The following is a 22,591-nucleotide window of genomic DNA, read 5'->3' on the forward strand; positions in this document are numbered from 1 at the left end:
GTTACTCCTCGATATGACGGGCAAGGGTGCGCGGCCAGATGTCCAGCGCATTGTCCAGGTCTTCCGCATGCCAGATGGCCTCCCGCATGCGGGCGCATTCCTGCTCACCGAAGACGGGGGCGGTCAGGCGGGTGAACTTGTCCAGCAGCTCTTCATCGGAGGGGCTGTCGGCGGGTTCCCACTGGGGCTCCAGTTCCCCGGACCGCAGCTCCCTGCCGTCCGTGGTGGTGATGCAGACTTCGGAGAACGTCCGGGCCGGGAAGCGCTCTTCGAAGCGCTCTTCCACCACCACTTCGATCATGTCGGCAAGCTCCAGGACATCCTTGTCGAAGATGCGCGGCGGCAGGACCTGGGCCCCGCTGATCTGGCCGTCCAGCAGGGCGACAGCGATGGGATAGGTGATGTTGTACTGGGCCGCGTCCGTATGCGTGGGGTGTTCGCGGCTGAGCGAGGCCGCCTTGGAGAAGGTGTGGATGACAAGACGGCGGATGTCGCTGACGGCAAGGTGGTTTTCCCTGACGATCTTGAGGGCGCCTGCGATGGAGGCCTGGGCCCAGCGGCAGCAGCAGTAGGGCTTGAAGTACAGGTCCGCCATGCGCCAGCGGCTTCCCAGTTCTTCGGCCAGCGCGGCGTCGAAATCCAGCAGGGGGGAGGTGAACCCGGCCTGTGCCAGCAGGATGGACATCATGGCCGTATGGGCCCCCCAGCCGACGCCGTCCTTGGCCATGCAGGGGGTGGCCACACCGCGGGCGATGAAGCCTACCGGGCCGTGGTAATCGGCGCAGTTCAGCGCCTGGAGCAGGACGTCTTCCTTCAGGCCGAGGATGCGGCCGGCGGCGGCCACGGCGCCGATGGCGCCCCAGAGGCCGGAAGTGTAGACGCGGGCATGATCCCGGTTCCAGTACATGCCGGAGCGCATCCCCACCTCGTAGCCGACGGCCACTGCAGCCAGCATATCCGTGCCCGAGGGAGGCGTTTCCGCCATCTCGGCGGCAGCCAGCATCACCGGCGTCAGGGCCGCACCGGGGCGTCCCTGGGCGGGCCGGTAGCCGTGCTCCACATCAAGGGCATTGGAGGCGAAACCGTTGGCCATGCTGGCCCCCAGGGGGGAGACCTTCCTGCCGCTGGCGATCAGGGTGCATTCCCCGCCCTGGAAAAAACGTTCGGCCGTGCGGGCGGTCAGGCGGGCCAGCGGCGTGACCGCACCGGCGGACAGGGCGCCCATGCTGTCCAGCAGGCAGCGCTTTGCCTGATGGCGGATCGGTTCGGGAAGATCGGCATAGCTCTGCCTGAGGATGAAATCCGTAAGGAGGTTAGCGGGAGACGGCATCATTTTGCTCCTTGGAAGAAAGACCTTGGGTCGGTATCCGCTTCTGCCATCCCGTGATGGCGGAAAGGAAAAGGACGAGCAGCAGGGCCCAGGCGTAGGGCATGAGGAGCGCGGAGGTGATGGGCGGGCTGACAAGGCCGTATTCGGCGGCGGCGTGGCTGACCGTATTGAACCAGAGCGCACAGACGATATGCCAGGGCAGCATATAGAAGATCGTACAGGCCGAGCAGCACAGCAGGTCGGCGGCGCGTTCGGGAGCTATGCCGAAGCGCTGGGAGAGGGGCTTGACGAAGGTCGTACCCAGCAGGACTTCCGCAGGGACGTTGGCGGAAATGGGGATGGTGATCAGCACCGTGGAGGCGATGATCGTGATCTCGGCCTGACGGGCCGTCTTGATGAAGGTCTTCTGCACCCAGTTGACGATATCTTCCATGATGCCGCTTTCCATGACGAGCTGGATCACGCCAAGGATGAAGAGGATGAAGATGATGACCCCCGTGACGCCGCTCACGCCGTTCTCGAGCAGGCCGCTGCTCATGCCGCCGGTGGTGACGGGATGGAGCAGATCCGACAGGCTGAGGCGGCCTATGGCAAGGCCGATGACGATGGCCGCGGCAATGCCCCAGGTGAGGGATTCGATGATATGGCGCCCAAGGAGCGAGGCCACGATGACGATCCCGAAGGCAAGCAGGAGCAGCAGGCAGGTGGGCGACATGGAGGCCGCGAACTGGGGCGGCGTGGAGACCGTGCCGCCACCGCCGAAGCAGGCAAAGACGATGGCGGAGATGGCGGCAGCCGTGAAGACCAGGGGCGCGCGGGTCCGGGTTATCTTCTGGATGTCAGCGTCCTGGGTGAAGGCGACGGTGATGTTGGAAGAGGAGATGGGGGAATAGCTGTCCCCCAGGGCGCCGCCGGAGAGGATGGCCACGGCCAGGAAGGCGGGGTCCGCCCCAAGGAAGACACCGGCCGGGAACATGACGGGCGTCAGCGCCAGGATGGTGCCGTTGGCGGTGCCGGTACCCAGTGAGAACAGCATGGCCGCCAGGAAGGTGATGACGGTGAACACACTGCCCTGGGCCCCTACGTTGAGCCCGAACCAGAGCAGCCCCTCGATGATGCCGCCGGCCTGCATGATCTGGCCGAAGACACTGGCAAAGATCCAGGAGGCACACAGCACGCCGACGCTCTTGTTGTTGAACCCGCGCAGGACGGTCGCGCAGTATTCCTTGGGCGTCTTGGAGAGGAAAAGGCCGATGCAGATGGCGGCAAAGCCGATGCTCCAGAAGTTCTTTGGCGTGGCCGGCCCGTGCAGGGACAACCATAAGAGGCCGCAGATAAGCAGGAGCAGGGGGATGGCTGCCCCCCACTTTCCCCCCCACATCTTGAGGGCAGCGTTGTATTCGCTCTCGGGGCGGTTCGGGACTGACATGAAGTACCTCCAGTAAATGTTTACGTGGAGCAGTCCTCCACGTGTTATGAAGGCAATTCCGGATCTTGCGGGCCGTTGGCCGGGCCCTGGCGGCACGCCTTGCGATAGCTGTAGAGCGTATATTTGGAGATGCCCATGATGGAGGCGATATGTTCGACCATGCCCTTGAAGCGGAAGGCTCCGTGCTGGTCGAACTGGGCTATCAGGGCGATGCGTTCTTCCCTGTCCAGCTCTGTGGGGAGCTTGCCGAATTGCTGCAGTACCTTGCGGACGATGGCTTCCATGGTCTCTTCCGAGGTGGCGGCAAAGGTCTCCTGGGTACCGTCATTGCGGCTGTCTCCGGCGGGGGCCGTGCGTATCTGGTCTTCCAGGGCGGCGATGGCGGCCATCTGGCGGGAGATGTTCTGGTTGATGCACATGGCGAAGACAGGCACGCCCTTGTCGTCCTTGATGTAGACCAGTGATCCGCGCAGGGGTTCGCCATGGCGGCCCTGGGCGCGGTAGGGGCGCACGTCCGGCGCATCGGCGCCATAGCGGCTCAGGTGGTTGATGAGGAAATCGGTTGCCGGAGCTCCGGGGGCTCTTTTGGTCACTTCGCCGGCGATATGGACCAGGGAGGATTCGAGACGGCTGAGGTCGTGGATGGCGATCTCGTAGTCACGCCCCCAAAAAGCGACCAGCCCGTCGGCGATCCTGCACAAATTTTCCAGAAGAGTTTTCTTGTCCATGTGGAACTCCATGAGGTGAATATACGGGGTGGCTCTCGATTTGTAAACTATTTTTTGTACAACAAAAAATTTTTTGTATAAAAATTTTCGGGTATGAAAAAGCCGCATTGCGGTTTCCCGCAATGCGGCTTGTTTTAATCAGGAGACTGATTGCCGCTAGCGCAACTGGGCCACATGCAGGCGCTCGACGGCGCGCTGCAGAGCGGCTTCCGCTCTGGCATGGTCCACATCATCGGCCTGGCTGGCCATGCGCTTTTCGGCGCGCTCCTTGGCGGCCTGGGCGCGGGCGGTGTCGATGTCTTCGGCCAGTTCGGCCGATTCCGCCAGCACGGTCAGGACCTTGTTGTTCACATCGGCAAAGCCGCCGGAGATGAACACGTTGTGCTGCTTGCCGCCTTCAGTATAGCGCAGATTGCCAATCTTGAGGGCAGAGAGCAGGGAGACGTGATGCGGCAGCACGCCAAACTCACCCATGACGCCGGGGCACACGGCCATATCCACCTGAGCGCTGACAACGGTCTTGTCAGGTGTCACCACTTCCAGTTGCAGCATGCTCATGGGCGCTCCTTACTTAGCTTCCTGCTGGATGCGGGCTTCGTACTTGGCCACGGCCTGGTCGATGCTGCCCAGCATGTAGAAGTCGGATTCGGCAAGGTGGTCGTACTGGCCTTCCAGGATGCCCTTGAAGCCCTTGATGGTGTCTTCCAGCTTCACATACTGGCCGGGGGTACCGGTGAAGGTTTCGGCCACGTGGAAGGGCTGGGACAGGAAGCGCTGGATACGACGCGCACGGGCAACGGTGAGCTTGTCTTCGTCAGACAGTTCGTCCATACCCAGAATGGCGATGATATCCTGCAGTTCCTTGTACTTCTGCAGCACCATCTGCACCTGACGGGCCACGCTGTAGTGCTCTTCGCCCACGACGTTGGGGTCGAGGATGCGGGAGGTGGAGTCCAGCGGGTCCACGGCGGGGTAGATACCCAGTTCGGCGATCTGACGGGAAAGCACGAGCGTACCGTCCAGATGCGAGAACGTGGTAGCCGGGGCGGGGTCGGTCAAGTCGTCAGCGGGCACGTAAACGGCCTGCACGGAGGTGATCGAACCCTTGTTGGTGGAGGTGATGCGTTCCTGCAGGGCACCCAGGTCAGTACCCAGGGTGGGCTGGTAACCCACGGCCGAGGGCATGCGGCCCAGCAGAGCGGACACTTCCGAACCGGCCTGCGTGAAGCGGAAGATGTTGTCGATGAAGAGCAACACGTCCTGGTTTTCTTCGTCGCGGAAGTATTCGGCGCAGGCAAGGGCGGTCAGGGCCACGCGGGCACGGGCTCCCGGAGGCTCGTTCATCTGGCCGTAAACCAGCGTGGCGCGCTCCAGAACACCGGCTTCTTTCAGTTCGTTATACAGGTCATTGCCTTCACGGGTACGTTCACCCACGCCGGCGAACACCGAAGAGCCGCCGTGCTGCTTGGCAATGTTGTTGATCATTTCCATCAGGATAACGGTCTTGCCCACGCCGGCGCCGCCGAACAGACCCATCTTGCCGCCCTTGGGGAAGGGCACGAGCAGGTCCACGACCTTGATGCCGGTTTCAAGCAGTTCCACCTTGGTGTTCTGCTCGGTGAACTCGGGGGCGGGACGGTGGATGGGGTAGTACTTCTCAGCGTTGACCGGACCCATTTCGTCCACGGGACGGCCGATAACGTTGAGGATACGTCCCACAGCCGCCTTGCCCACGGGCACCATGATGGGGTTGCCCGTATCCACAACTTCCATGCCGCGCACCAGACCTTCGGTGGCGTCCATGGCGATGGTACGCACCACGTTGTCACCGAGGTGCTGGGCCACTTCACAGACGAGGTCAGGCGCGTCGCTGTTGTTGGGGTTTTTGATTTCCAGGGCGGTCAGGATATCAGGCAGGTGTCCGTCGCTGAACTCAACGTCCACGACGGCGCCGATAACCTGGACGATTTTACCAATGTTTTTGCTCATGCTTGGCTCCTGTTACCCGTTCAGCGCTTCTGCGCCGCCGACGATGTCGATGAGTTCGCTGGTGATGGAAGCCTGCCGTGTCTTGTTGTAGAGCAGGGTCAACGTATTGATCATCTCGTTACAGTTACGCGTCGCGTTGTCCATAGCGGCCATGCGCGCAGCGTGTTCACTGGCAGACGTATCCAGCATTCCCCGGTAGACCTGAACCTTGATGTAGCGGGGGAGCAGCTCGGCCAGAAGGGCTTCTTCCTGCGGTTCGTAAACGTACTCGCAGTGGGCTTCTTCCTGACCTTCTTCCGCTTCCGCCTCAGGGGCAGCCAGGGGCAGCAGGCTCAGTGTGCGCGGGGGCTGATGCCCCATGGACACAAACTCGCCGTACACCATCCAGACTTCATCAAAAGCAAAGGTTTCGTAGCCGTGAATGACTTCCTGCGCGATGGAGCTGGCCAGCGAAAAGTCCAGGCTGCCCATACGGTCACCGTAAGCGACCGAGATGTCGTAGCCGGCCTTGCGCACAGCGTCGCGTCCTTTGCGGCCCATGCAGGCGAAGGTGACCTTCATACCGGCATTGGTTTTTTCAGCAGCGAGCTTCAGGGCCGTGGTGATGATGTTGCCGTTGAAGCTGCCGCACAGACCACGATCGGACGTGACCAGCACGATGGCGCAGTTTTTCTTTTCCTCATGCTCGGCCAGCAGCGGATGGGCAGTGCCCTCCACCTTGCGGGCAAGCTCGGCCAGGACCTGGCGATACTTGCCGGCATACGGCCGGAAGCGTTCGATGCGGGCCTGCGCGCCGCGCAGTTTCGCCGAGGCCACCATGTTCATGGCCTTGGTGATCTGCTTGGTCTTGCCGACCCCCACGATTTTCATTTTTACGTCTTTGAGTGAAGGCATATGGGTATCCCCCGGCGTTAAGCCTGGTAGCCCTGCTTAAAGGCGGTAATCGCCTCGTTCAGCGCCTTTTCCACAGCTTCATCAATGACTTTCTTATCCTTGATGGCGTCCAGCACGTCCTTGCGGGTATCGCGCATGAAGGCCAGCATTTCACTTTCAAAGCGACGGATCTGATCCACCGGCACGTCGTCCATGTAGCCGCGGGTAGCGGCGTAGATGGAAGCCACCTGTTCCTGGGCGGGCATGGGCTGGTACTGGGGCTGCTTCAGCAGTTCCACCAGACGGGCGCCGCGTTCCAGTTTGGCCTTGGTGGCCTTGTCCAGGTCGGAACCGAACTGGGCGAAAGCGGCCAGTTCGCGGTACTGGGCCAGGTCCAGACGCATGGTACCGGCAACCTGCTTCATGGCCTTGATCTGAGCGGCGCCACCCACGCGGGACACGGACAGACCCACGTTAATGGCCGGACGCACACCGGCGTTGAACAGGTTGGGTTCCAGGTACACCTGACCGTCGGTGATGGAGATCACGTTGGTCGGGATGTAGGCGGACACGTCACCGGCCTGCGTTTCGATGATGGGCAGGGCGGTCAGGGAGCCGGCACCGAGCTTGTCGCTCACCTTGGCAGCGCGTTCCAGCAGGCGGGAGTGCAGGTAGAACACGTCGCCGGGGAAAGCTTCACGTCCGGGAGGACGACGGAGCAGCAGGGACATCTGGCGATAACCCACAGCCTGTTTGGAGAGGTCATCGTAGATGATCAGGGCATGCTTGCCGTTGTCGCGGTAGTACTCGGCCATGGTGCAACCGGTGTAAGCCGCGATGTACTGCAAGGGAGCCGGGTCGGAAGCGGTGGCCGAGATGATGGTGGTGTATTCCATGGCACCGTGCTTGCGCAGGGTGTCGGCCACCAGGGCGACAGACGCTTTCTTCTGGCCGATGGCCACGTAGAAGCAGTGAATGTCGGTTTCTTTCTGGGCCAGGATGGCGTCGATGCAGACGGCGGTCTTACCGGTCTGACGGTCGCCAATGATCAGTTCACGCTGGCCGCGGCCGATAGGAGTCATGGCGTCGATGGCCTTCAGACCCGTGGGCATGGGCTCATGCACGCTCTTACGCGCGATGATACCAGGGGCCTTGATTTCCACCGGGCGGACTTCTTCGGCTTCGACCGGGCCGAGGCCGTCGATGGGCTGGCCAAGGGGGTTGAGCACGCGGCCCATAACCTTGTCGCCCACGGGCACGGAGAAGATCTTGCCGGTACGCTTGACAGGATCGCCCTCCTTGATGCCCACATCGGAGCCGAGCAGCGCGACACCCACGTTGTCTTCTTCGAGGTTGAGCACCATACCCATGACGCCGCCGGGGAATTCCAGCAGTTCCATGGCCATGGCATTCTGAACCCCGTAGACGCGGGCGATACCGTCACCGACATACAACACGGTGCCGGTTTCGCTCATTTCTACGCGCTGCTCGTAGTTTTTGATTTGATCTTCAATGATCTTGCTTATCTCTTCAGCTTTGATCTGCATGTGCTATTCACCCCTCTTGAATGTCTCCCGAAGGATCGCCAACTGCGCGCGCAGACTTGCGTCCAGCACTCGATCACCAACCTTGAGCACCACGCCCCCAAGGATGGAAGCATCCACATCAAAGGCAAGCTCAATGCTCGCCCCCGCCTTCTTTTCAAGCTCGGCCTTGAGTTCGGCCCGCTTGTTATCCGTAAGCTCCACGGCGGTAGTGAGCGTACCACGGATAATTCCTTTGGCGTCGTCAAGCAACTTGCCATACCAGCCGACAATCTCGCCGAGATAAGCCAGACGCTCTTTGTCGGCCAACAGCAGGCAGAAGTTGCTGACGGTTTTGTCCGCCTTGATTTTCTTAAGCAGCTTGCCCATCACAGCCTTTTTTTCATCGATGCTGATGACCGGGCTTTTCAGCGCGGCGTCCAGCTTCGGCGAGGCGGCAAGCATGTCTCCCAGCGCGGCGAGATCGCTCCCGTAACGCGAGAGGGCCTCATCCCCTTGTTGTTTGCCCAGCGCAAATATGGCGCCGGCATATCTGCGAGCAACTATCGCGTCCGTCAATGGAGCACCACCTTGTTGAGGGAGTTGGTAATGAGCTTTTCATGCTCGGCGGCGGTCAGCTTTTCAGCCAGGACCTTTTCCGCTGCGTCCACAATCTCATCGGCAATGGCGGCGCGCACTTCGGCCAGCATGGCGCGGCCTTCGTTCTCGGCAGTGCGACGAGCCTGTTGCACAATCTGTTCGGCCTGACGCTTGGCTTCTTCGACGACGGCCTGCTTCACGATTTCGGCCTGAGCGAGGCTTTCATCGAGGATGGCCTTGCGTTCGGACTCAAGGTTGCTGATGCGCTTTTCCACTTCATCCAGGCGCTTCTGGGCTTCAGCGCGGCGGGCTTCCAGATCCTGGAGGTCCTGGCTGATGCGGGCGCGGCGGCCGGAGAAGAACTTGCGGGCCAGACCGCCCACGAAGTACCACAGGATACCGGCGAAGATGATGAAGTTGAGCACACGCCAGCCAAAGTCGCCCCAGCGCGGCGCGTCATGCCCTTCAGAGGCCTGCGCCCCCACGGCGAAAAGCAGCGTAAGCGCAAGGACAGGCACCATAACTCGCGTCAAGCCCAGCCCAGCGTGTTTCCATTTGCTCAAAGCCCACCCCCTTGATTGGGTTTCTCTTGATTCTTTACCCTCGCGGTCCGAAGACCGCCCGAAAAACCACCGAGCTCGCGCGTGGCACAGTGGCAGAAACGGCGTACTAGCCACGCAGCACACGCTCGGCCAGCTGGCCGGAGAGCGTGGCGACCTGACCGCGCAGTTCCTTCAGGGAAGCATCGGCTTCGGCCTGCAGGTTGCGACGGGTCTCGGCAATGATTTCCTGGGCGCGCTTCTGGGCTTCAGCCACCAGGCTGGCCTGTTCGGCGGCGCCGGCTTCGCGGGCCTTTTCGCGGTTCTGGCCTGCATCCTGACGGGCGCGGGTCAGCTGGTTGTCATAGTCGGAAAGGCGCTGTTCGGCCTGGTATTCGTAGGATTCGGATTCGCCGGACATATCGTCCATGACGGCTTTGCGTTTGCGGATGATTTCGCGGATGGGGCGAATCAGAAGGAGGTTCAGCACGTACAGTGCAATGAAGAAGTTCACCAACTGGAAAACCAAGGTGATATTAAGGTCCAACATTACCGTATCCTCCCTCTGGACGGTGTGATGTTCAAAGCTTTTATAAAATACCCTCAACAAGGGGTTATGTCAAAGGGTATTGGTGACAAAATTCGCAAAGTCTTCGCATCTGCACAAACAATTTTATGATATTTTTCATATGTTTTCGTAAAAATCAAGTAATTTTAAGCCATTATCTCAACAAATAAAAAGCGGGATCTCTTGGGAAAAATGCGCGGCCGCAAGGGCGAAAGAAGGCAGAGCGCGGCAGGAGCCGTCAATTTTTGGACAGCGGCTCACGCTTCGCGGACTATCCGGGACCTCTCAGACCAGCAGCCACTGCTCCGCATCATAGCCGGCGGCAGCCAGCCAGCGGGCGGCATCCTCGTCGGCGCCGTGGGCGGTGAGGGCGTTGAGCAGGAAACAGCGTCCCGGCCCGGGCAGTCCGTCCCGGCCGATGACCGGCACGCCGTGCACCTTCTGCCCGATCTTTTTGGGATCGATGTCCACGAAAGCGGCCACCTGCACGCCTTTTTCCCACAGGGGGGCCAGACGGCGGCGCGCCACCTTGCCCGCGCCCAGCAGGTAGACCCGCGGATGCCAGGGGTTGTGGCGTTCCAGCCAGCGGGCCAGCCAGAGGGCGCGCAACTGGTTGTTGGCGGCCTCGCAATAGCGGCTGTCGCTGCGGGTAGCCCGGCGCGGCGGATCGTTCCAGACCAGCAGCTCCTGCGGCAGCTTGGCCATGCGCACTCCGGCGTGCAGCCAGCGCAGCCACAACTCCCAGTCCTCGGCAAAAAAACCGTCGGCATAGCCGCCGTGCAGCCGGGGCAGCTCGCGCCGGAACATGACCGAAGGATGGCTGACGGGCGTATCGCGAAAACGGTTGCGGCTGATGGCCTCATGATCCAGCAGGCCGTTCTGCCAGTCCACGAAATGGGCAAAGCCGCGCGCGGTCTCGCGGTCGCCGCCAAAATGTACCCGCGTGGCCAGCAGGCCCGTTTCGGGATGTTCCGCCATCCAGGCGGCCTGCAGGGCCAGGCGTTGCGGGTGGCAGACATCATCGGCGTCCATGCGGGCGATGAGCGCGCCCCGGGCGGACTCCAGACCGGCGTTGAGCGCGCCGGGCAGGCCCTCATGCGGACGATGCAGGACGCGCAGGCAGGGATATTCCGCCGCCAGGGCATCCAGCAGGGCCGCCGTGCCGTCGGTGGAACCGTCATCGACGGCCAGCACCTCGAAGCCCGGTACGGGGGCGTCCGGCGCGGCTTCCTGCCGGGCCAGGGAACGGATGGCCACGCGCAGGGGCTCTTCCCCCTCTGCGGTCAGGGGCAGGGAAGCGCCGTTCCAGACCGGCAGCAGGACGGTCACCAGCGGGCTAGCAGACATGTCTCCTCCCAAAAAACGCACGGGGAGCGCATCAGGCCGCTATGGGCGTGACGCGCTCCCCGTGATGATCAACGACGCAGCAGGGTCCGCACTGCCAGGCACAGTTCCGTGATGCTCTGGCGGGCGTCCAGTTCGTGGTGGGCGGCGTCCCGGTACAGGGGCAGGCGGGCTTCCAGCACCTCGCGCACTTCATCGTCCAGGCTCTTGCCGGTGAGGCTGGGGCGCTGGGCCTCCAGCGGATTGCGCCGCAGGCGGGCGGCCAGCACCTCCACGGGGGCGGACAAAAAAAAGACCCGGCCATGCTCGCGCATGTAGCGCCGGTTGGCCTCCGCCAGCACCATGCCGCCGCCGGTGGCCACCACGCCACGGCCCGCCAGCTCCTCACTGGCCAGGCGCAGGGATTCGCTCTCGCGGCTGCGGAAGCCCTCCCAGCCCCAGCGCTCCACCATGGTCGCCACGTCCATGCCCAGACGCTCGCAGAGGTGGTGGTCCGTATCGCAGTAAGGCACGTCCAGCACTTCGGACAGGGCCTTGCCCAGCGTGGTCTTGCCGCAGGCCCGCGGGCCCACAAGGTAGATCAGGGACATGGTGCCTCCCTAGAGGATGCGGTTGCCGTCGGCCGTGATGAGCACCGTGTATTCCCAGCGGATGCCGCCCCATTGCGGATAGTAGAGGCCGGGCTCCACCGTGACCACCATGCCTTCCTGCAGGACCTTGTCGCCACGACGGCCCAGGCTGGGGGCCTCGTGCGTCTCCAGCCCCACGCCGTGGCCCAGGCCATGGGTGAACCAGGCCTCCACGCTCGCCTTCTCGAACACGCCCCGCGCCAGCGTATAGGCCTCGTGCAGGGGCAGGCCCGGCCGCATCTTGTCCAGGGCGGCCTGCTGAGCGTCACGCACCAGCTTCATGGTCTCGCGGAACTCCTTGTGCGGCGCGTCGCCCACCCAGAAGGTGCGCGTCTGGTCGGAGCAATAGCCGTCCACGCGGCAGCCCACGTCCACCAGCACCAGGCCGTTGTCCGGCAGCTTTTTCTCGCCGGGGATGGCGTGGGGCAGGGCCGCATTCTGGTCCACGGCCACGATGGACGGGAAGGCCAGTTCCGAAGCGCCGTTGTCGCGGAAATATTTTTCGATGGCCCAGGCCAGCTCGGCTTCGCTGCGGCCCGGTTGCAGCTGGCTTTCCTCCAGCCAGCGCAGCATGGCGTGGTTGAGAGCGAAGGAACGCTCCAGGGCTTTGATCTCGTCCGCATCCTTGATGACGCGCAGCTCTTCCACCAGGCCGTCGGCGGCCTGCAGATGCGCGCCGCGTCCCACGGCACGGCCCAGCGAGCGGGCGAAATTGAGGCTCACGATCTCCGCCTCCAGGCCCAGGCGGCTGCCGCAACGCCGCATGAGCTGGCCGATCTCCGTGGCCGCGTCCGGGCCGTAGATGAGGATGCGGTCCTCGTCCCAGAGACGGGCCGCCGCATCCTTGTAGCGGGCGTCCGTGCAGAGCCAGTCCCGCCCGTCCGCGCAGATGACCAGGCGTCCCGCGCTCTCGTTGAGCTGCACGTCATGCAGCTCGAAGCCGGAAAGATAAAAACGGTTGGCAGCGTGGCTCACCAGCAGGGCATCCAGACCGCGGGCGCGCATCAGTTGGCGCAGGCGGTCGCGTCGGGCAGCATAGGGCGTGTTCATGCGAGGTTCCTTTGCAGGGAAGGCAGAGAGGGATGGGCGGGGGGAAGGGGGACCTTTTGGGAAAAAGGTCCCCCTTCCCCCCGGACCCCCCAACCCTTCCAAAAACTTTTATTCAGGCCGGTATGGCAGGTCCCCGTCTGGCGGACACAGGGCATGGCATCGTGCGCTGCCGTCGGGCGAGGCTTTGGGGACAAGGTGGCATCTTAGCCGCCGTCCGGCTCGGACGCAATGGCCGGGTTTGCGGAAGGAAATACGGCAGGGATGCCGGGGCCGCTCTTCCTGCCGGAAGGTCATATGGAGGCACAGGCGGCTCCACTCTGGCCCTGGCTGAGTATTTGGGGAAGGTTATGGATCAGCCTCCCGGCCTCTTTTCCATGAACTTCCCCCTAAAAAATAAGAAAGCCTGTGTCCCCGGAGGGACACAGGCCGTGAAAGCGCGTTTGGGGAAGGATGGGGGAGTTTGAGGGGGAAGGGAACTGCCTTTGTGCGCTAGCCAAAGGGGTTCCCTTCCCCCCTCAACAAAATCACTCTTACAGAGCCTGACGCGCTACCGCGGCGCGCAGGCGGGCAGGCTGGCCACCAGATCGGCGTCGGCGGGCAGGAAGGGCAGGTCACGGGCCTGGGCGGGCGTGACCCAGCGCAGCTCCTGACGTTCCCGGGCGCAGGGCGTGCCGTCGAAGGCGGTGACGTGGAAGAAGTGCAGCTGCACGTGCAGGTCGCGCTCGGCGTAATCGTGCTCCACGATCTGCCAGAGCCGGCAGGCGCGCACGCTGATGCCCAGCTCCTCACGCAGCTCGCGGCAAAGGGCCTGCTCGGCGGTCTCGCCGGGTTCGAGCTTGCCGCCGGGGAACTCCCAGTAACCGGCCATGGGCTTGCCTTGCGGGCGCAGGGCGGCCAGCAGGTGGTCGTCCTGCCAGATGATGCCGCCGGCCACGACGATGGAGGTCATGCCAGATCCCCCATGCTGTCGATGTCGGCGCGCCTGGCTTCGATGGCGGCGATCTGTTCTTCCAGGGCGGCCATGTCTTCCATAAGGCGCTCGGTCAGGTCGCGCAGCTCGTTGAAGCGCTTGAGCAGCTCGGTGGAGCGGGCGCCGTCGGCGTAGACGGCCGGATCGGCCAGCTGGGTCTCCACATCGGACTGTTCGCTCATGGCCTTTTCCAGCTCGCCTTCCAGCGCGGCGTATTTCTGCTGCAGGGGCTTGAGCTCCTTGTGCAGGGCGTTGCGGCGCTCGGCCTGCTCGCGCTTGAGGCGCTTCTGCTCCTCGCGGGAGAGGTTGGCGCGGGGCGCGTTGTCGGGCTTCTCGGCCTTGTTGGAGGCGTTGAGGCTGGGACTGACGCTGCCGCTTTCCAGCGCGGCACGGCGGGCCGTGTCGTAGCTGGCGAAGTCGGGGTAGACGGTGATGCCTTTCTCGTCCAGGGCCCAGGCCTCGGCACCCACCTGCGAGAGCAGCCAGCGGTCGTGGGCCACCATGAGCAGGGTGCCGTCGAACTTCTGCAGGGCCGTGCCCAGGGCCTCGCGGCTTTCGAGGTCCAGATGGTTGGTGGGTTCGTCCAGCAGCAGGAAGTTGCAGCGCTTGAGGAACAGGCTGGCCAGTACCAGACGGCTCTTTTCACCGCCGGAGAGCTTGCTCACCTGCCGGTCGAAGTATTCCTGCCCCAGCAGGAAGAGGCCCAGCACGCTCATGAGCTCTTCTTCGGTGGTGCGAGGGTCGGACAGGCGCCGGATCTCGCCCAGCACGGTGGTGTCCGGGCGCAGGGTGTCCATCTGGTGCTGGGTGTAGTAGCCCAGGCGCATCTGGGGCGCGGTGACCACGTTGCCGCCACAGCGTTCCAGGGTCCCGGCCAGCAGCTTGAGCAGGGTGGACTTGCCGCAGCCGTTGTGCCCCACCAGCGCCACGCGCTGGCCGTTGTACAGGGTGAAGGTCAGCGGCGGCCACATCTGCTTGCCGTCCGGGAAGTGGAAGGCCAGATCGGCGGCGGCAAGGGCCACCTTTTCCATGTGCGGGGCTTCGGGCCAGGTGAAGTTCAGTTCCTTGCGCTTGGGCTCGGGACGGTAATCTTCCAGCTCTTTTTCCAGCTTTTTGGCCATCTTCTGGCGTGAACCGGCTTGGCGGGCCTTGGTGGCCTTGGCGCGGAAGCGTTCCACAAAGGCCATCTTGCGGGCCAGTTCGTCCTGCAGGGCCTTGGCCTCGCGTTCGCGCTGGGCGTTGTATTCTTCCTGAAGGGAGAGGAACTGGGTGTAGGTGGCCTTGCGGAAGACCGGGCGGGACAGGCCCAGATATAGCACGTGCGTGCCCACGCGGTCCATGAACACGCGGTCGTGGGCCACGAAGACCAGAGCGCCCTTGAAGTCCATGAGGAAGGACTCCAGCCATTCCACGGCTTCCATGTCCAGATGGTTGGTGGGTTCGTCCAGCAGCAGCACGTCGGCCCCGGCGGTGAGCACGCGGGCCAGCTTGGCGCGTTCGCGCCAGCCGCCGGAGAGCTCGCGCAGGGTGCGCAGCCACTTGCTTTCGGCAAAGCCCAGACCGGAGAGCACGGCCTTGGCGCGGTGCTCGGGATTGTAGCCGTGGGTGGCTTCCAGCTCGGCCTGGCGGTGCATGAGCTGGGTCAGGCGCGCCTCGTCCTTTTGCTGGGCGGCCTCTTCCCATTCGGCCCAGAACTCGTTCCAGTCATGGAGCACGTCCAGCACATAGGTCAGCAGGGGCGTGTCCAGGGCCTCTTCGGAAAGCTCCTGTTCCACGAAGCCCAGGCGGCAGCCCCTGGGCAGGATGACACGGCCGCCGTCGGCGGGTTCCACACCGGCCAGCAGGCGGAGGAGGGTGGATTTACCGGTCCCGTTGGGGCCGCAGACGCACAGACGCACGCCGGAATCCACTTCCAGCGAGAAATTGTTGAAGATGTCCCGTCCGCCAAAGGACTTGGACAGTTCCTGGATGGTTATTTTCACAGCAGGCCCTCGCGCCTGTAGCCTTCCACGGCTTCTTGCATGCCCTGGTCGAGCGTGAGGGCGGGGGCATAGCCGAGTTCCTCGCGCAGGCGCGACGCGTCGCAGGTCCAGCCGGACTGGCGGGCTTCGCGGTATTTGTCCAGATTCCAGTTGGGGGCGCGGCCCTTGCGTCCCAGCGCGGCCAGCAGGCTGCCGCCCAGGGTGGACAGCAGCGCGGTCAGGCCCAGGAAGCAGAGGGGCAGGCGCAGGATGCAGGCCTTTTTGCCCATGGCACGGGCCATGGCGCGGTAAAAGTCGGCCATGGCGTAGCAGCCGCCGTCATTGACGTGATAGACGCCGTGCGCTTCGGGGCGGCAGCAGCAGACGATGGCGCGGCCCACGTCGCGACCATGCACGGCCGAGACCGGGAAGCGGCGGAACATGCCGGGCGTGACGGCCACGCCGTAGCGCAGGCCCTGGAACACGGGCAGCAGGCCGCGGTCGCCGGAGCCGTAGATGATGGGCGGCCGCAGGGTGACCATGCGCTCGCCCAGGGCACGGCCCAGGATCTGTTCCACCATGAGCTTGGACCAGCCGTAGGCGGACACGGGCGCGCCGGGCGCGTCGTCGCCCTTGCCGGCGGGCGTGTCGCAGGGGCCGCTGGCGGCCAGACTGGAGACCAGCACCATGCGCTGCGGGGCCTGGCCCTGCGCGTCGAGGCGCTGCCAGGCCGTGGCCAAGGCGCGGGCGGCCTCGCTGTTGGCGCGCAGATAGTCCTGCCAGCCCAGACCGAAGAGCAGGGCGGCCATGTGGATGCAGATGTCCTGGCCGCGCAGGGCTTCTTCCAGCCCGGCGCCGCTGCGCAGGTCGGCGCGGACCACTTCCACCCCGGCGGGCAGATGGTCGCGGCGGGACGTGGCGCGGGTGATACAGGTGACGCGGGCCCCGGCAGCCACCAGCTGGGGCAGCAGGTGACGGCCCACGAAGCCGGTGCCGCCGGTGACGACGATTTTTTTGCCGTCCAGCCAGGGAGCGGGCATGCCCAGGGGAGTATCGGTGCTATGGCTCATGACACGATCTCCTTGCGGTACAGGCGGTAACGTTTGGTGATCCGCCCGGAAAAGTCTTCGATGAGGTCATTGACGGCCATGTTGTCCTCCAGCACCCACGAGCCTTCCACCTGGCAGAACTCGGGGTGGCGGCGGGCCTGTTCCAGCATGTAGTCCAGCAGGAGCAGGGGCAGGCCCAGCAGGCGGAACTCTTCGCGGATGCCGAAGAGGATCATGCGGTACTTGCCGCGCATCTCGCCCCGCGCCTGCCAGTAATGCCACAGGGCGCTCAGGCCCAGCTTGCCGTTGAGGCGCTTGAGCAGGGGATTGAAGTCCGGCAGGGCCACCATGCCCGCGGCGGGCTCGCCGTCATGGAAGAAGAGGACGAAGAAATCGGGGTTGAGCAGGCCCTTGAGCTCCTTCACCAGCACGTCGGCCTCGCCGTCGGAAAGGGGCGCGAAGCCCCAGTTGCCGGCCCACGAGATGCGGTAGAGGTCCAGCATGATGCGGATGTCCTCGGTGAGGGTGGCCTTGGAGGAGACGCGGCAGGTGAAGCGCTCCTGTTCCTTGAGGTGACGGATCTCGTCCTTGAGCCAGTCCTCCACCCGCAGCTTGTCGCGCTCGATGAGGTAGGCGAACAGGTCCTGCTCCTTGCGCATGTGCCAGGATTCCAGCAGGGCGGGATAGTAGGGCGGGTTCCAGGGCATCATGAGCGCGGGGGCCTCGTCGAAGCCGTCCACCAGCATGGCGCAGGTGTAGTTGGTGGACGGATTGAGGGGCCCGCGCATGAAGGCCATGCCCTGGCGGCGCAGCCAGTCATGGGCGGCCTGCAGCAGGGCGTGGGCGGCCTCGCGGTCATCTTGGCATTCGAAGAAGCCGAAGGCCCCGCAGCGTTCGCCGGCATAGGCGTTGTATTTTTCGTCCACGATGGCCGCGATGCGGCCCACGGGGCGGCCGTCGCGCAGGGCCAGGAACAGTTCGCGCCGGGCGGTCTTCCAGAAGGGATGCTCGCCGGGCGAGAGCAGCTCGCGGTCCTGCTTTTTCAGGTTGGGCACCCAGAGGGAATCCGGCGTGTAGATGCTCCAGGGCAGTTCGACGAAGCGGTCCAGGTCTTCCGCAGTGTTGACGGGGATGATGCTCAGTTCTGCCACGCGGGCCTCCATGGAGCAGACTTGCAGGGGCTGCCGTACCCTGTTGCGGTTGGATCTTCGGGGCTGGCCGGGCCGTCCCGGCAGGCGCCGGGGCTCGGGAGCAAGGCCGGGACGGGGCGCAGTGCCCCGGACAAAAAACACCGCGCGGGAGAGCGCCTTACGGTACCCTCCCGCACGGGAAAAGGAGCGGACGTGCGTTAGGCCGTCTTCAGGGAGCCGCGCAGCTCGTCCAGGCTGGTCACATCCAGCTGGCGGCAGACGGCGGGCAGTTCCTTGACGATCTCGAAGGCGCAGTCGGGGCTGATGAAGTTGGCCGTGCCGATCTGGACGGCATGGGCACCCACCAGGATGAACTCCAGCACGTCTTCGGCGGAGCAGATGCCGCCCAGGCCGATGACGGGGATGTCCACTGCCTTGCAGACCTGCCACACGCAGCGCAGGGCCACGGGCTTGATGGCCGGGCCGGACAGGCCGCCGATGACATTGGCCAGGCGGGGCTTGCGCCGGGCCACGTCCACGGCCATGCCCGAAAGGGTGTTGATGCACGAGATCATGTCCGCACCGGCGTCCTGCACGCTGCGGGCCATGAGGGCGATGTCCGTGACATTGGGCGAAAGCTTGATGATGAGCGGCTTGTTGGGGGCCGCGTCACGGGCGGCGCGGGTGACGGCCGCGGCCAGCTTGGGGTCCTGCCCGAAGAGGATGCCGCCGCTCTTGACGTTGGGGCAGGAGACGTTCACTTCCAGCGCGGCCACGCCTTCCTCTTCATTGAGGCGGGCGGCCAGCTCGCCGAATTCGGCGGGGGAGGTGGCGTAAAGGTTGGCGATGACGGGCAGATGCTGCCAGGGCAGGCGGGGGAGCTTTTCCTTGCAGAAGGCTTCCACGCCGTCGTTCTGCAGGCCCACGGCATTGAGCATGCCGGCCGTGGTCTCCACGATGCGCGGGCAGGGGTTGCCGTCGCGGGGCAGCAGGGACAGGCCCTTGACGATGATGCCGCCCAGGCTGGTCAGGTCGCCGTAGGGGGCGAATTCCATGCCGTAACCGAAGGTGCCGGAAGCCGTGAGCACCGGGTTCTTGAGGTGCAGGCTCTGCGTGGGCCCCTTGAGGGTGACGGAAAGATCCATAGAGTGCTGGTTCATGCTGTCCCCCGGCCTAGAGCTCGATCTGGTTGGCCCAGAACACGGGGCCGTGGTTGCAGGTCTGGACAAGGCCGTTGCGCTTGTCGGCCACGGGCCATTCCTCGGTGGTGCGGGTCACGCAGCCAAGGCAGGCGCCCACGCCGCAGGCCATGCGGTTTTCCAGCGAGAGCTGCACGCGGGCGTTGAGCTCACGGGCGAAGCCGTGCACGGTCTTGAGGAAGGGCAGGGGGCCGCAGGCCAGGATCAGGCCCTTCTGCTCGGCGTATTCGCGCATGCGTTCCTGGATGGTGAAGATGAAGTTGTCCAGGTCGCCGGGCACGGTCTCGCGCAGGCTGTCCAGGGGCACATGCTCGTTGATGCTGTCCACGGGGTAGCAGCTCAGCGGCTCGCGATGGCCAAAGAGCATGGTCACGTTCCACGGCTTGGGGTGCTCGCTCACATAGCCCACGAAGGGCACGATGCCCATGCCGCCGGCCAGCAGCAGTGTGGGGGTGTCGGGCTCCATGGCGAAGCCGTTGCCCAGGGGCCCCCAGACGCGCGCGGTGTCGCCGGCCTTGAGTTCGGCCATGCGACGGGTGCCGCGCCCCACGACCTGGAAGAAGCAGATCAGGTGGCGGGAAGTCATGTGGCAGATGCCGAAGGGACGGGCCCAGGGCATCTCAAGACCGAACGACGTGGGCCGCACCATCACGAACTGGCCGGGACGCCATGACGGCCAGTCGGGGCGGGTGAGGCGCAGGGCGAAGAAGCGGCTTTCCTGGCCGGTCTGGCCGAAGGGGACCAGATCCAGCACCGTAAGTAGGCAGGAGCTAGGTTGTGTCATCGCGCAAGTATAGGAGCTTGTGCCGGAGCGGTCAACATTCCGGGCCCGTCAGAAGCGGCCGGAAGGCGTTTTTTTCTGCCTGCGCCGCAAGCCGGGAAAAGCGCAGGCAAAAAGGCTCGGTCATGCCTCGGGGAGAGCCTGCGTCAGGGGGGCTGACGGCGGGCCTCCGGGCCGCGGGATGCTTTGCATATCCGTCCCGGCGGCGGTGCAGGAAGAATGCGGAAAATCGTTTCGATTTCAGCGTGTTGCGCCGCACCATGCCGCACGGTCGGCAAAAAAGGCGCTGCACTGTCGGAGCACTGCAGGATAACTGTGTAATTTTTCACACGAAAATTGTCAGTACAGACGCGCCGTCACATCTTCCCTTTTGCCATGATGCCCGCTATAGTCAGGTTTCTTTTGGGGCCGGGCCAGAATGATGCTGCTGCAGACCCCGTATAGCCTTTGATTTGCCCTGCATGGAGAATTGAGCATGAGCAAGAAGTTGACTGTTGCCGTTGTGGGCGCCACGGGCGCCGTGGGCCGTGAAATGCTGAAAACCCTGCACGATCGCCAGTTCCCGGCCACGGAAGTGCGTGCTTTCGCCTCGGCCCGTTCCGCCGGGACCAAGGTGCCTTTCGGCGATGACGAGCTGGTGGTGCAGGAACTGAAGGAAGATGTCTTCGAAGGTATCGACATCGCCATCTTCTCCGCCGGCGGCAGCACTTCCGAAAAATTCGCTCCCCATGCCGCCCATGCCGGCTGTGTGGTGGTGGACAACTCCTCCCAGTGGCGCATGGACGACCGCTGCCCCCTGGTCGTCCCCGAAGTGAACCCCGAACACCTGGAAGGCCATCAGGGCATCATCGCCAACCCCAACTGCTCCACCATCCAGATGCTGGTGGCCCTCAAGCCCATCCATGACGCCGTGGGCATCAAGCGCATCGTGGTCTCCACCTATCAGGCCGTGTCCGGTACCGGCCAGAAGGGCCTGGAAGAACTGGAACGCCAGACCCGCGACCTGTTCAACATGCGCGAGCCCGAAAACAAGGTCTATCCTTACCGCATCGCCTTCAACGTGCTGCCGCACATCGACGTCTTCCTGGAGAACGACTACACCAAGGAAGAAATGAAGATGGTCAACGAGACCGTGAAGATCTTCAACGATCCCACGGTCAAGGTGACCGCCACCTGCGTGCGCGTGCCCGTGTTCTACTGCCATGCCGAGTCCGTGAACATCGAGACCCACAAGAAGATGACCGCCAAGGAATGCCGCATCCTGCTCTCGCAGGCCCCCGGCGTGCGCGTCTTCGACAACCCGCGCGAAAAGATGTACCCCATGCCCGCCTACTGCGTGGGCGACGACGAGACCTATGTGGGCCGCATCCGCGAGGACGAGACCATCGAGAACGGCCTGAACCTCTGGATCGTGGCCGACAACGTGCGCAAGGGCGCGGCCCTCAATGCCGTGCAGATCGCCGAGGAACTGCTCAAGCGCGATCTGGTGCGCGTGCCCGACAAGAACGTTTTCATGTCCTAGTCCGCAGCGACAGGATACGGACAGCAGAGGGGGAGGGGCCCGTTCCCGCCGTGGCGGGGCAGGTCCTTCCCCCTGCTTTTTGCCCTGCGGCGCGCAGGCGCGGGCGTGATCCCCGGCAGCGGGGCAAGGTATTCCCCGCCGCTGCCGTTCGTGCTAGAAAAAGACGTTTCACCGGCGACAGCCGCCGGCAGGGGCCCTGCCCCCGATCAGCAACCACAACAGGCCGCTCCCGCGCGGGAGGGCCTTTCGCGGGGATGCCATGAAGATTCTGGATGCCGATGCCTGGATGGCGGCCCTGATGGCCGCGCCCCGGCCCGGGGCCGACAAGATCCTGGCCTTTTACGATGCGCGTGTGGACGCCGTCTGCCGTGACGCGCGCTGTCTGCTCCTGCCCCTGGACGACCACATGTGCCACCGGGGCGATGCCCTGTTCGAGAGCCTGTGCTACCGCGAGGGCCGCATCTTTGCCCTTGAGGAACATCTGGCCCGCCTGCGCGACGGCAGCCGCGCCCTTTCCCTGCTGCCGCCCTGTTCGTGGGACGAACTGCGTGCCCGCATCTTGGACGTGGCCCGCGCTTCGGGCACCGATCATGGCGACATCCGCGTGCTGGTGGGCCGTGGGCCCGGCGGTTTCGGCGTCTCGCCCGAGGAGTGCCCGCAGTCCAGCCTCTACATCGTGGCCCTGCGCAAGGCCCTGCCCACGGAAGCCTTTTACGAGAAGGGCCTCACGGCCTTTGCCAGCGCCATCCCGCCCAAGCAGGAATATCTGGCCCGCATCAAGAGCACCAACTATCTGCCCAATGTCTTCATGGCCGCCGAGGCCCGGCAGCGGGGCATGGACGTGGCCGTGACCTTTGACGAGGACGGCCATCTGGGCGAGGCCGCCATCGCCAATGTGGGCATCGTGGATGCCGAAGGCCGCTTGTGCTGTCCCGAAGGGCGCCGCATCCTGCCCGGCACCTCCATGCTGGCCGCCCGCAAGATCGCGCCGCAGCGCCTGCCCGTGGTGGAGCGCCCCATCCGCCGCGAAGAGATCTTCACGGCCCGCGAGATGCTGCTTTTCACCAGCGCCAGCCTGTGTGTGGGCATCAGCCACTTCGAGGGCCGTCCCATCGGCCAGGGCCCCGACGCCGGCCGTCCCGGCCCCGTGGCCCGCTGGCTGCGTGACGCCCTGCTGGAACACATGCTGGCTACCGGCACGCCGTTTTAGGGGCATATTTGAGAGGGAAGGGGCCCCTTTCCTCAAACTCCCCTCTCCCCTGCGCACGTTATCCGGGAAAGCCCCGCCATGTCAGATGGACATGGTGAAAAGTTCCATACAGGGAAATAGCCATCCCTCATGGAGCATCCCGGTTTTCTTGAATTTGTATGTGCGGG

At 64.3% G+C, this 22,591-nt stretch carries 21 protein-coding genes; 2 read left to right on the forward strand and 19 right to left on the reverse strand.

The window, feature by feature from the left end:
* Position 1: 1 nt before the first annotated feature.
* From ACQRCJ_RS05570 to ACQRCJ_RS05660, 19 genes are all read right to left on the reverse strand, one after another.
* The gene (locus ACQRCJ_RS05570) at positions 2-1,330 is read right to left on the reverse strand and encodes an MmgE/PrpD family protein (RefSeq protein ID WP_204625510.1); all 1,329 of its coding nucleotides are present in this window, start codon (positions 1,328-1,330) and stop codon (positions 2-4) included.
* Entirely contained in the window at positions 1,314-2,759 is a 1,446-nt protein-coding gene (locus ACQRCJ_RS05575; protein ID WP_204625511.1) for a Na+/H+ antiporter NhaC family protein, read from the reverse strand. The genes ACQRCJ_RS05570 and ACQRCJ_RS05575 overlap by 17 nt, the downstream gene beginning before the upstream one ends.
* Positions 2,760-2,803: 44 nt before the next feature.
* Complete coding sequence (locus ACQRCJ_RS05580; RefSeq protein ID WP_168934753.1) at positions 2,804-3,487, reverse strand: helix-turn-helix transcriptional regulator; 684 nt, start codon at positions 3,485-3,487, stop codon at positions 2,804-2,806.
* A 156-nt stretch (positions 3,488-3,643) separates the two neighbouring features.
* The gene (locus ACQRCJ_RS05585; protein WP_168934754.1) at positions 3,644-4,045 is read right to left on the reverse strand and encodes a F0F1 ATP synthase subunit epsilon; all 402 of its coding nucleotides are present in this window, start codon (positions 4,043-4,045) and stop codon (positions 3,644-3,646) included.
* A gap of 9 nt (positions 4,046-4,054) precedes the next feature.
* On the reverse strand, positions 4,055-5,476 hold the full coding sequence (gene atpD / locus ACQRCJ_RS05590; RefSeq protein WP_168934755.1) for a F0F1 ATP synthase subunit beta: 1,422 nt from the start codon (positions 5,474-5,476) through the stop codon (positions 4,055-4,057).
* Positions 5,477-5,488: 12 nt separating this feature from the next.
* On the reverse strand, positions 5,489-6,370 hold the full coding sequence (locus ACQRCJ_RS05595) for a F0F1 ATP synthase subunit gamma (protein WP_168934756.1): 882 nt from the start codon (positions 6,368-6,370) through the stop codon (positions 5,489-5,491).
* Between the two features lie 17 nt (positions 6,371-6,387).
* Complete coding sequence (gene atpA / locus ACQRCJ_RS05600; protein ID WP_006007267.1) at positions 6,388-7,896, reverse strand: F0F1 ATP synthase subunit alpha; 1,509 nt, start codon at positions 7,894-7,896, stop codon at positions 6,388-6,390.
* A gap of 3 nt (positions 7,897-7,899) precedes the next feature.
* Entirely contained in the window at positions 7,900-8,451 is a 552-nt protein-coding gene (gene atpH / locus ACQRCJ_RS05605) for an ATP synthase F1 subunit delta (protein ID WP_006007270.1), read from the reverse strand.
* The gene (locus ACQRCJ_RS05610) at positions 8,448-8,993 is read right to left on the reverse strand and encodes a F0F1 ATP synthase subunit B (protein WP_427799461.1); all 546 of its coding nucleotides are present in this window, start codon (positions 8,991-8,993) and stop codon (positions 8,448-8,450) included. The genes atpH and ACQRCJ_RS05610 overlap by 4 nt, the downstream gene beginning before the upstream one ends.
* A 148-nt stretch (positions 8,994-9,141) precedes the next feature.
* Entirely contained in the window at positions 9,142-9,561 is a 420-nt protein-coding gene (locus ACQRCJ_RS05615) for an ATP synthase F0 subunit B (protein ID WP_006007274.1), read from the reverse strand.
* 303 nt (positions 9,562-9,864) lie between these two features.
* Positions 9,865-10,926: a glycosyltransferase gene (locus tag ACQRCJ_RS05620; RefSeq protein ID WP_168934758.1), complete on the reverse strand. Its 1,062-nt coding sequence runs from the start codon at positions 10,924-10,926 to the stop codon at positions 9,865-9,867.
* A gap of 68 nt (positions 10,927-10,994) precedes the next feature.
* A complete protein-coding gene (gene aroL, locus ACQRCJ_RS05625; RefSeq protein WP_204674997.1) occupies positions 10,995-11,513 on the reverse strand; it encodes a shikimate kinase AroL in 519 nt (172 codons plus the stop codon).
* 9 nt (positions 11,514-11,522) lie between these two features.
* Entirely contained in the window at positions 11,523-12,602 is a 1,080-nt protein-coding gene (locus tag ACQRCJ_RS05630) for a M24 family metallopeptidase (protein ID WP_427799462.1), read from the reverse strand.
* Positions 12,603-13,149: 547 nt separating this feature from the next.
* On the reverse strand, positions 13,150-13,551 hold the full coding sequence (locus tag ACQRCJ_RS05635) for a (deoxy)nucleoside triphosphate pyrophosphohydrolase (RefSeq protein WP_297137667.1): 402 nt from the start codon (positions 13,549-13,551) through the stop codon (positions 13,150-13,152).
* Positions 13,548-15,554 (reverse strand): ABC-F family ATP-binding cassette domain-containing protein, encoded by a 2,007-nt coding sequence (locus ACQRCJ_RS05640; RefSeq protein WP_427799463.1) that lies wholly within the window; start codon positions 15,552-15,554, stop codon positions 13,548-13,550. Before ACQRCJ_RS05640 ends, ACQRCJ_RS05635 begins: the two co-directional genes overlap by 4 nt.
* Positions 15,551-16,603, reverse strand: coding sequence for an NAD-dependent epimerase/dehydratase family protein (locus ACQRCJ_RS05645; RefSeq protein WP_427799464.1), 1,053 nt, complete (start codon positions 16,601-16,603; stop codon positions 15,551-15,553). The genes ACQRCJ_RS05640 and ACQRCJ_RS05645 overlap by 4 nt, the downstream gene beginning before the upstream one ends.
* A complete protein-coding gene (locus tag ACQRCJ_RS05650; RefSeq protein WP_289616840.1) occupies positions 16,600-17,733 on the reverse strand; it encodes a hypothetical protein in 1,134 nt (377 codons plus the stop codon). Before ACQRCJ_RS05650 ends, ACQRCJ_RS05645 begins: the two co-directional genes overlap by 4 nt.
* Before the next feature lie 197 nt (positions 17,734-17,930).
* Positions 17,931-18,857 carry a dihydroorotate dehydrogenase gene (locus ACQRCJ_RS05655; protein ID WP_427799465.1) on the reverse strand — a complete coding sequence of 309 codons (927 nt, stop codon included), beginning with the start codon at positions 18,855-18,857 and terminating at the stop codon, positions 17,931-17,933.
* A gap of 28 nt (positions 18,858-18,885) precedes the next feature.
* The gene (locus ACQRCJ_RS05660; protein ID WP_297137663.1) at positions 18,886-19,695 is read right to left on the reverse strand and encodes a dihydroorotate dehydrogenase electron transfer subunit; all 810 of its coding nucleotides are present in this window, start codon (positions 19,693-19,695) and stop codon (positions 18,886-18,888) included.
* Positions 19,696-20,167: 472 nt separating this feature from the next.
* On the opposite strand from ACQRCJ_RS05660, the gene ACQRCJ_RS05665 reads away from it, so the two are divergent.
* The gene (locus tag ACQRCJ_RS05665) at positions 20,168-21,214 is read left to right on the forward strand and encodes an aspartate-semialdehyde dehydrogenase (protein WP_006007301.1); all 1,047 of its coding nucleotides are present in this window, start codon (positions 20,168-20,170) and stop codon (positions 21,212-21,214) included.
* A 259-nt stretch (positions 21,215-21,473) separates the two neighbouring features.
* The gene (locus ACQRCJ_RS05670; RefSeq protein ID WP_204625663.1) at positions 21,474-22,424 is read left to right on the forward strand and encodes an aminotransferase class IV; all 951 of its coding nucleotides are present in this window, start codon (positions 21,474-21,476) and stop codon (positions 22,422-22,424) included.
* Positions 22,425-22,591 lie beyond the last annotated feature (167 nt).

This window comes from Desulfovibrio sp. SGI.102, from assembly GCF_050314315.1.
Classification (GTDB): Bacteria; Desulfobacterota; Desulfovibrionia; order Desulfovibrionales; family Desulfovibrionaceae; genus Desulfovibrio.

Excerpts from the sequence above, each read along its gene's own strand:
- ACQRCJ_RS05575 (WP_204625511.1), bottom strand. The coding sequence starts at position 2,759 with ATGTCAGTCCCGAACCGCCCCGAGAGCGAATACAACGCTGCCCTCAAG.
- ACQRCJ_RS05665 (WP_006007301.1), top strand. The coding sequence starts at position 20,168 with ATGAGCAAGAAGTTGACTGTTGCCGTTGTGGGCGCCACGGGCGCCGTG.
- ACQRCJ_RS05620 (WP_168934758.1), bottom strand. The coding sequence starts at position 10,926 with ATGTCTGCTAGCCCGCTGGTGACCGTCCTGCTGCCGGTCTGGAACGGC.
- atpD (WP_168934755.1), bottom strand. The coding sequence starts at position 5,476 with ATGAGCAAAAACATTGGTAAAATCGTCCAGGTTATCGGCGCCGTCGTG.
- ACQRCJ_RS05630 (WP_427799462.1), bottom strand. The coding sequence starts at position 12,602 with ATGAACACGCCCTATGCTGCCCGACGCGACCGCCTGCGCCAACTGATG.
- ACQRCJ_RS05580 (WP_168934753.1), bottom strand. The coding sequence starts at position 3,487 with ATGGACAAGAAAACTCTTCTGGAAAATTTGTGCAGGATCGCCGACGGG.
- ACQRCJ_RS05595 (WP_168934756.1), bottom strand. The coding sequence starts at position 6,370 with ATGCCTTCACTCAAAGACGTAAAAATGAAAATCGTGGGGGTCGGCAAG.
- ACQRCJ_RS05660 (WP_297137663.1), bottom strand. The coding sequence starts at position 19,695 with ATGACACAACCTAGCTCCTGCCTACTTACGGTGCTGGATCTGGTCCCC.
- ACQRCJ_RS05670 (WP_204625663.1), top strand. The coding sequence starts at position 21,474 with ATGAAGATTCTGGATGCCGATGCCTGGATGGCGGCCCTGATGGCCGCG.
- aroL (WP_204674997.1), bottom strand. The coding sequence starts at position 11,513 with ATGTCCCTGATCTACCTTGTGGGCCCGCGGGCCTGCGGCAAGACCACG.
- ACQRCJ_RS05570 (WP_204625510.1), bottom strand. The coding sequence starts at position 1,330 with ATGCCGTCTCCCGCTAACCTCCTTACGGATTTCATCCTCAGGCAGAGC.
- ACQRCJ_RS05635 (WP_297137667.1), bottom strand. The coding sequence starts at position 13,551 with ATGACCTCCATCGTCGTGGCCGGCGGCATCATCTGGCAGGACGACCAC.
- ACQRCJ_RS05610 (WP_427799461.1), bottom strand. The coding sequence starts at position 8,993 with ATGGTGCCTGTCCTTGCGCTTACGCTGCTTTTCGCCGTGGGGGCGCAG.
- ACQRCJ_RS05585 (WP_168934754.1), bottom strand. The coding sequence starts at position 4,045 with ATGAGCATGCTGCAACTGGAAGTGGTGACACCTGACAAGACCGTTGTC.
- ACQRCJ_RS05655 (WP_427799465.1), bottom strand. The coding sequence starts at position 18,857 with ATGGATCTTTCCGTCACCCTCAAGGGGCCCACGCAGAGCCTGCACCTC.
- atpA (WP_006007267.1), bottom strand. The coding sequence starts at position 7,896 with ATGCAGATCAAAGCTGAAGAGATAAGCAAGATCATTGAAGATCAAATC.
- ACQRCJ_RS05615 (WP_006007274.1), bottom strand. The coding sequence starts at position 9,561 with ATGTTGGACCTTAATATCACCTTGGTTTTCCAGTTGGTGAACTTCTTC.
- ACQRCJ_RS05645 (WP_427799464.1), bottom strand. The coding sequence starts at position 16,603 with ATGAGCCATAGCACCGATACTCCCCTGGGCATGCCCGCTCCCTGGCTG.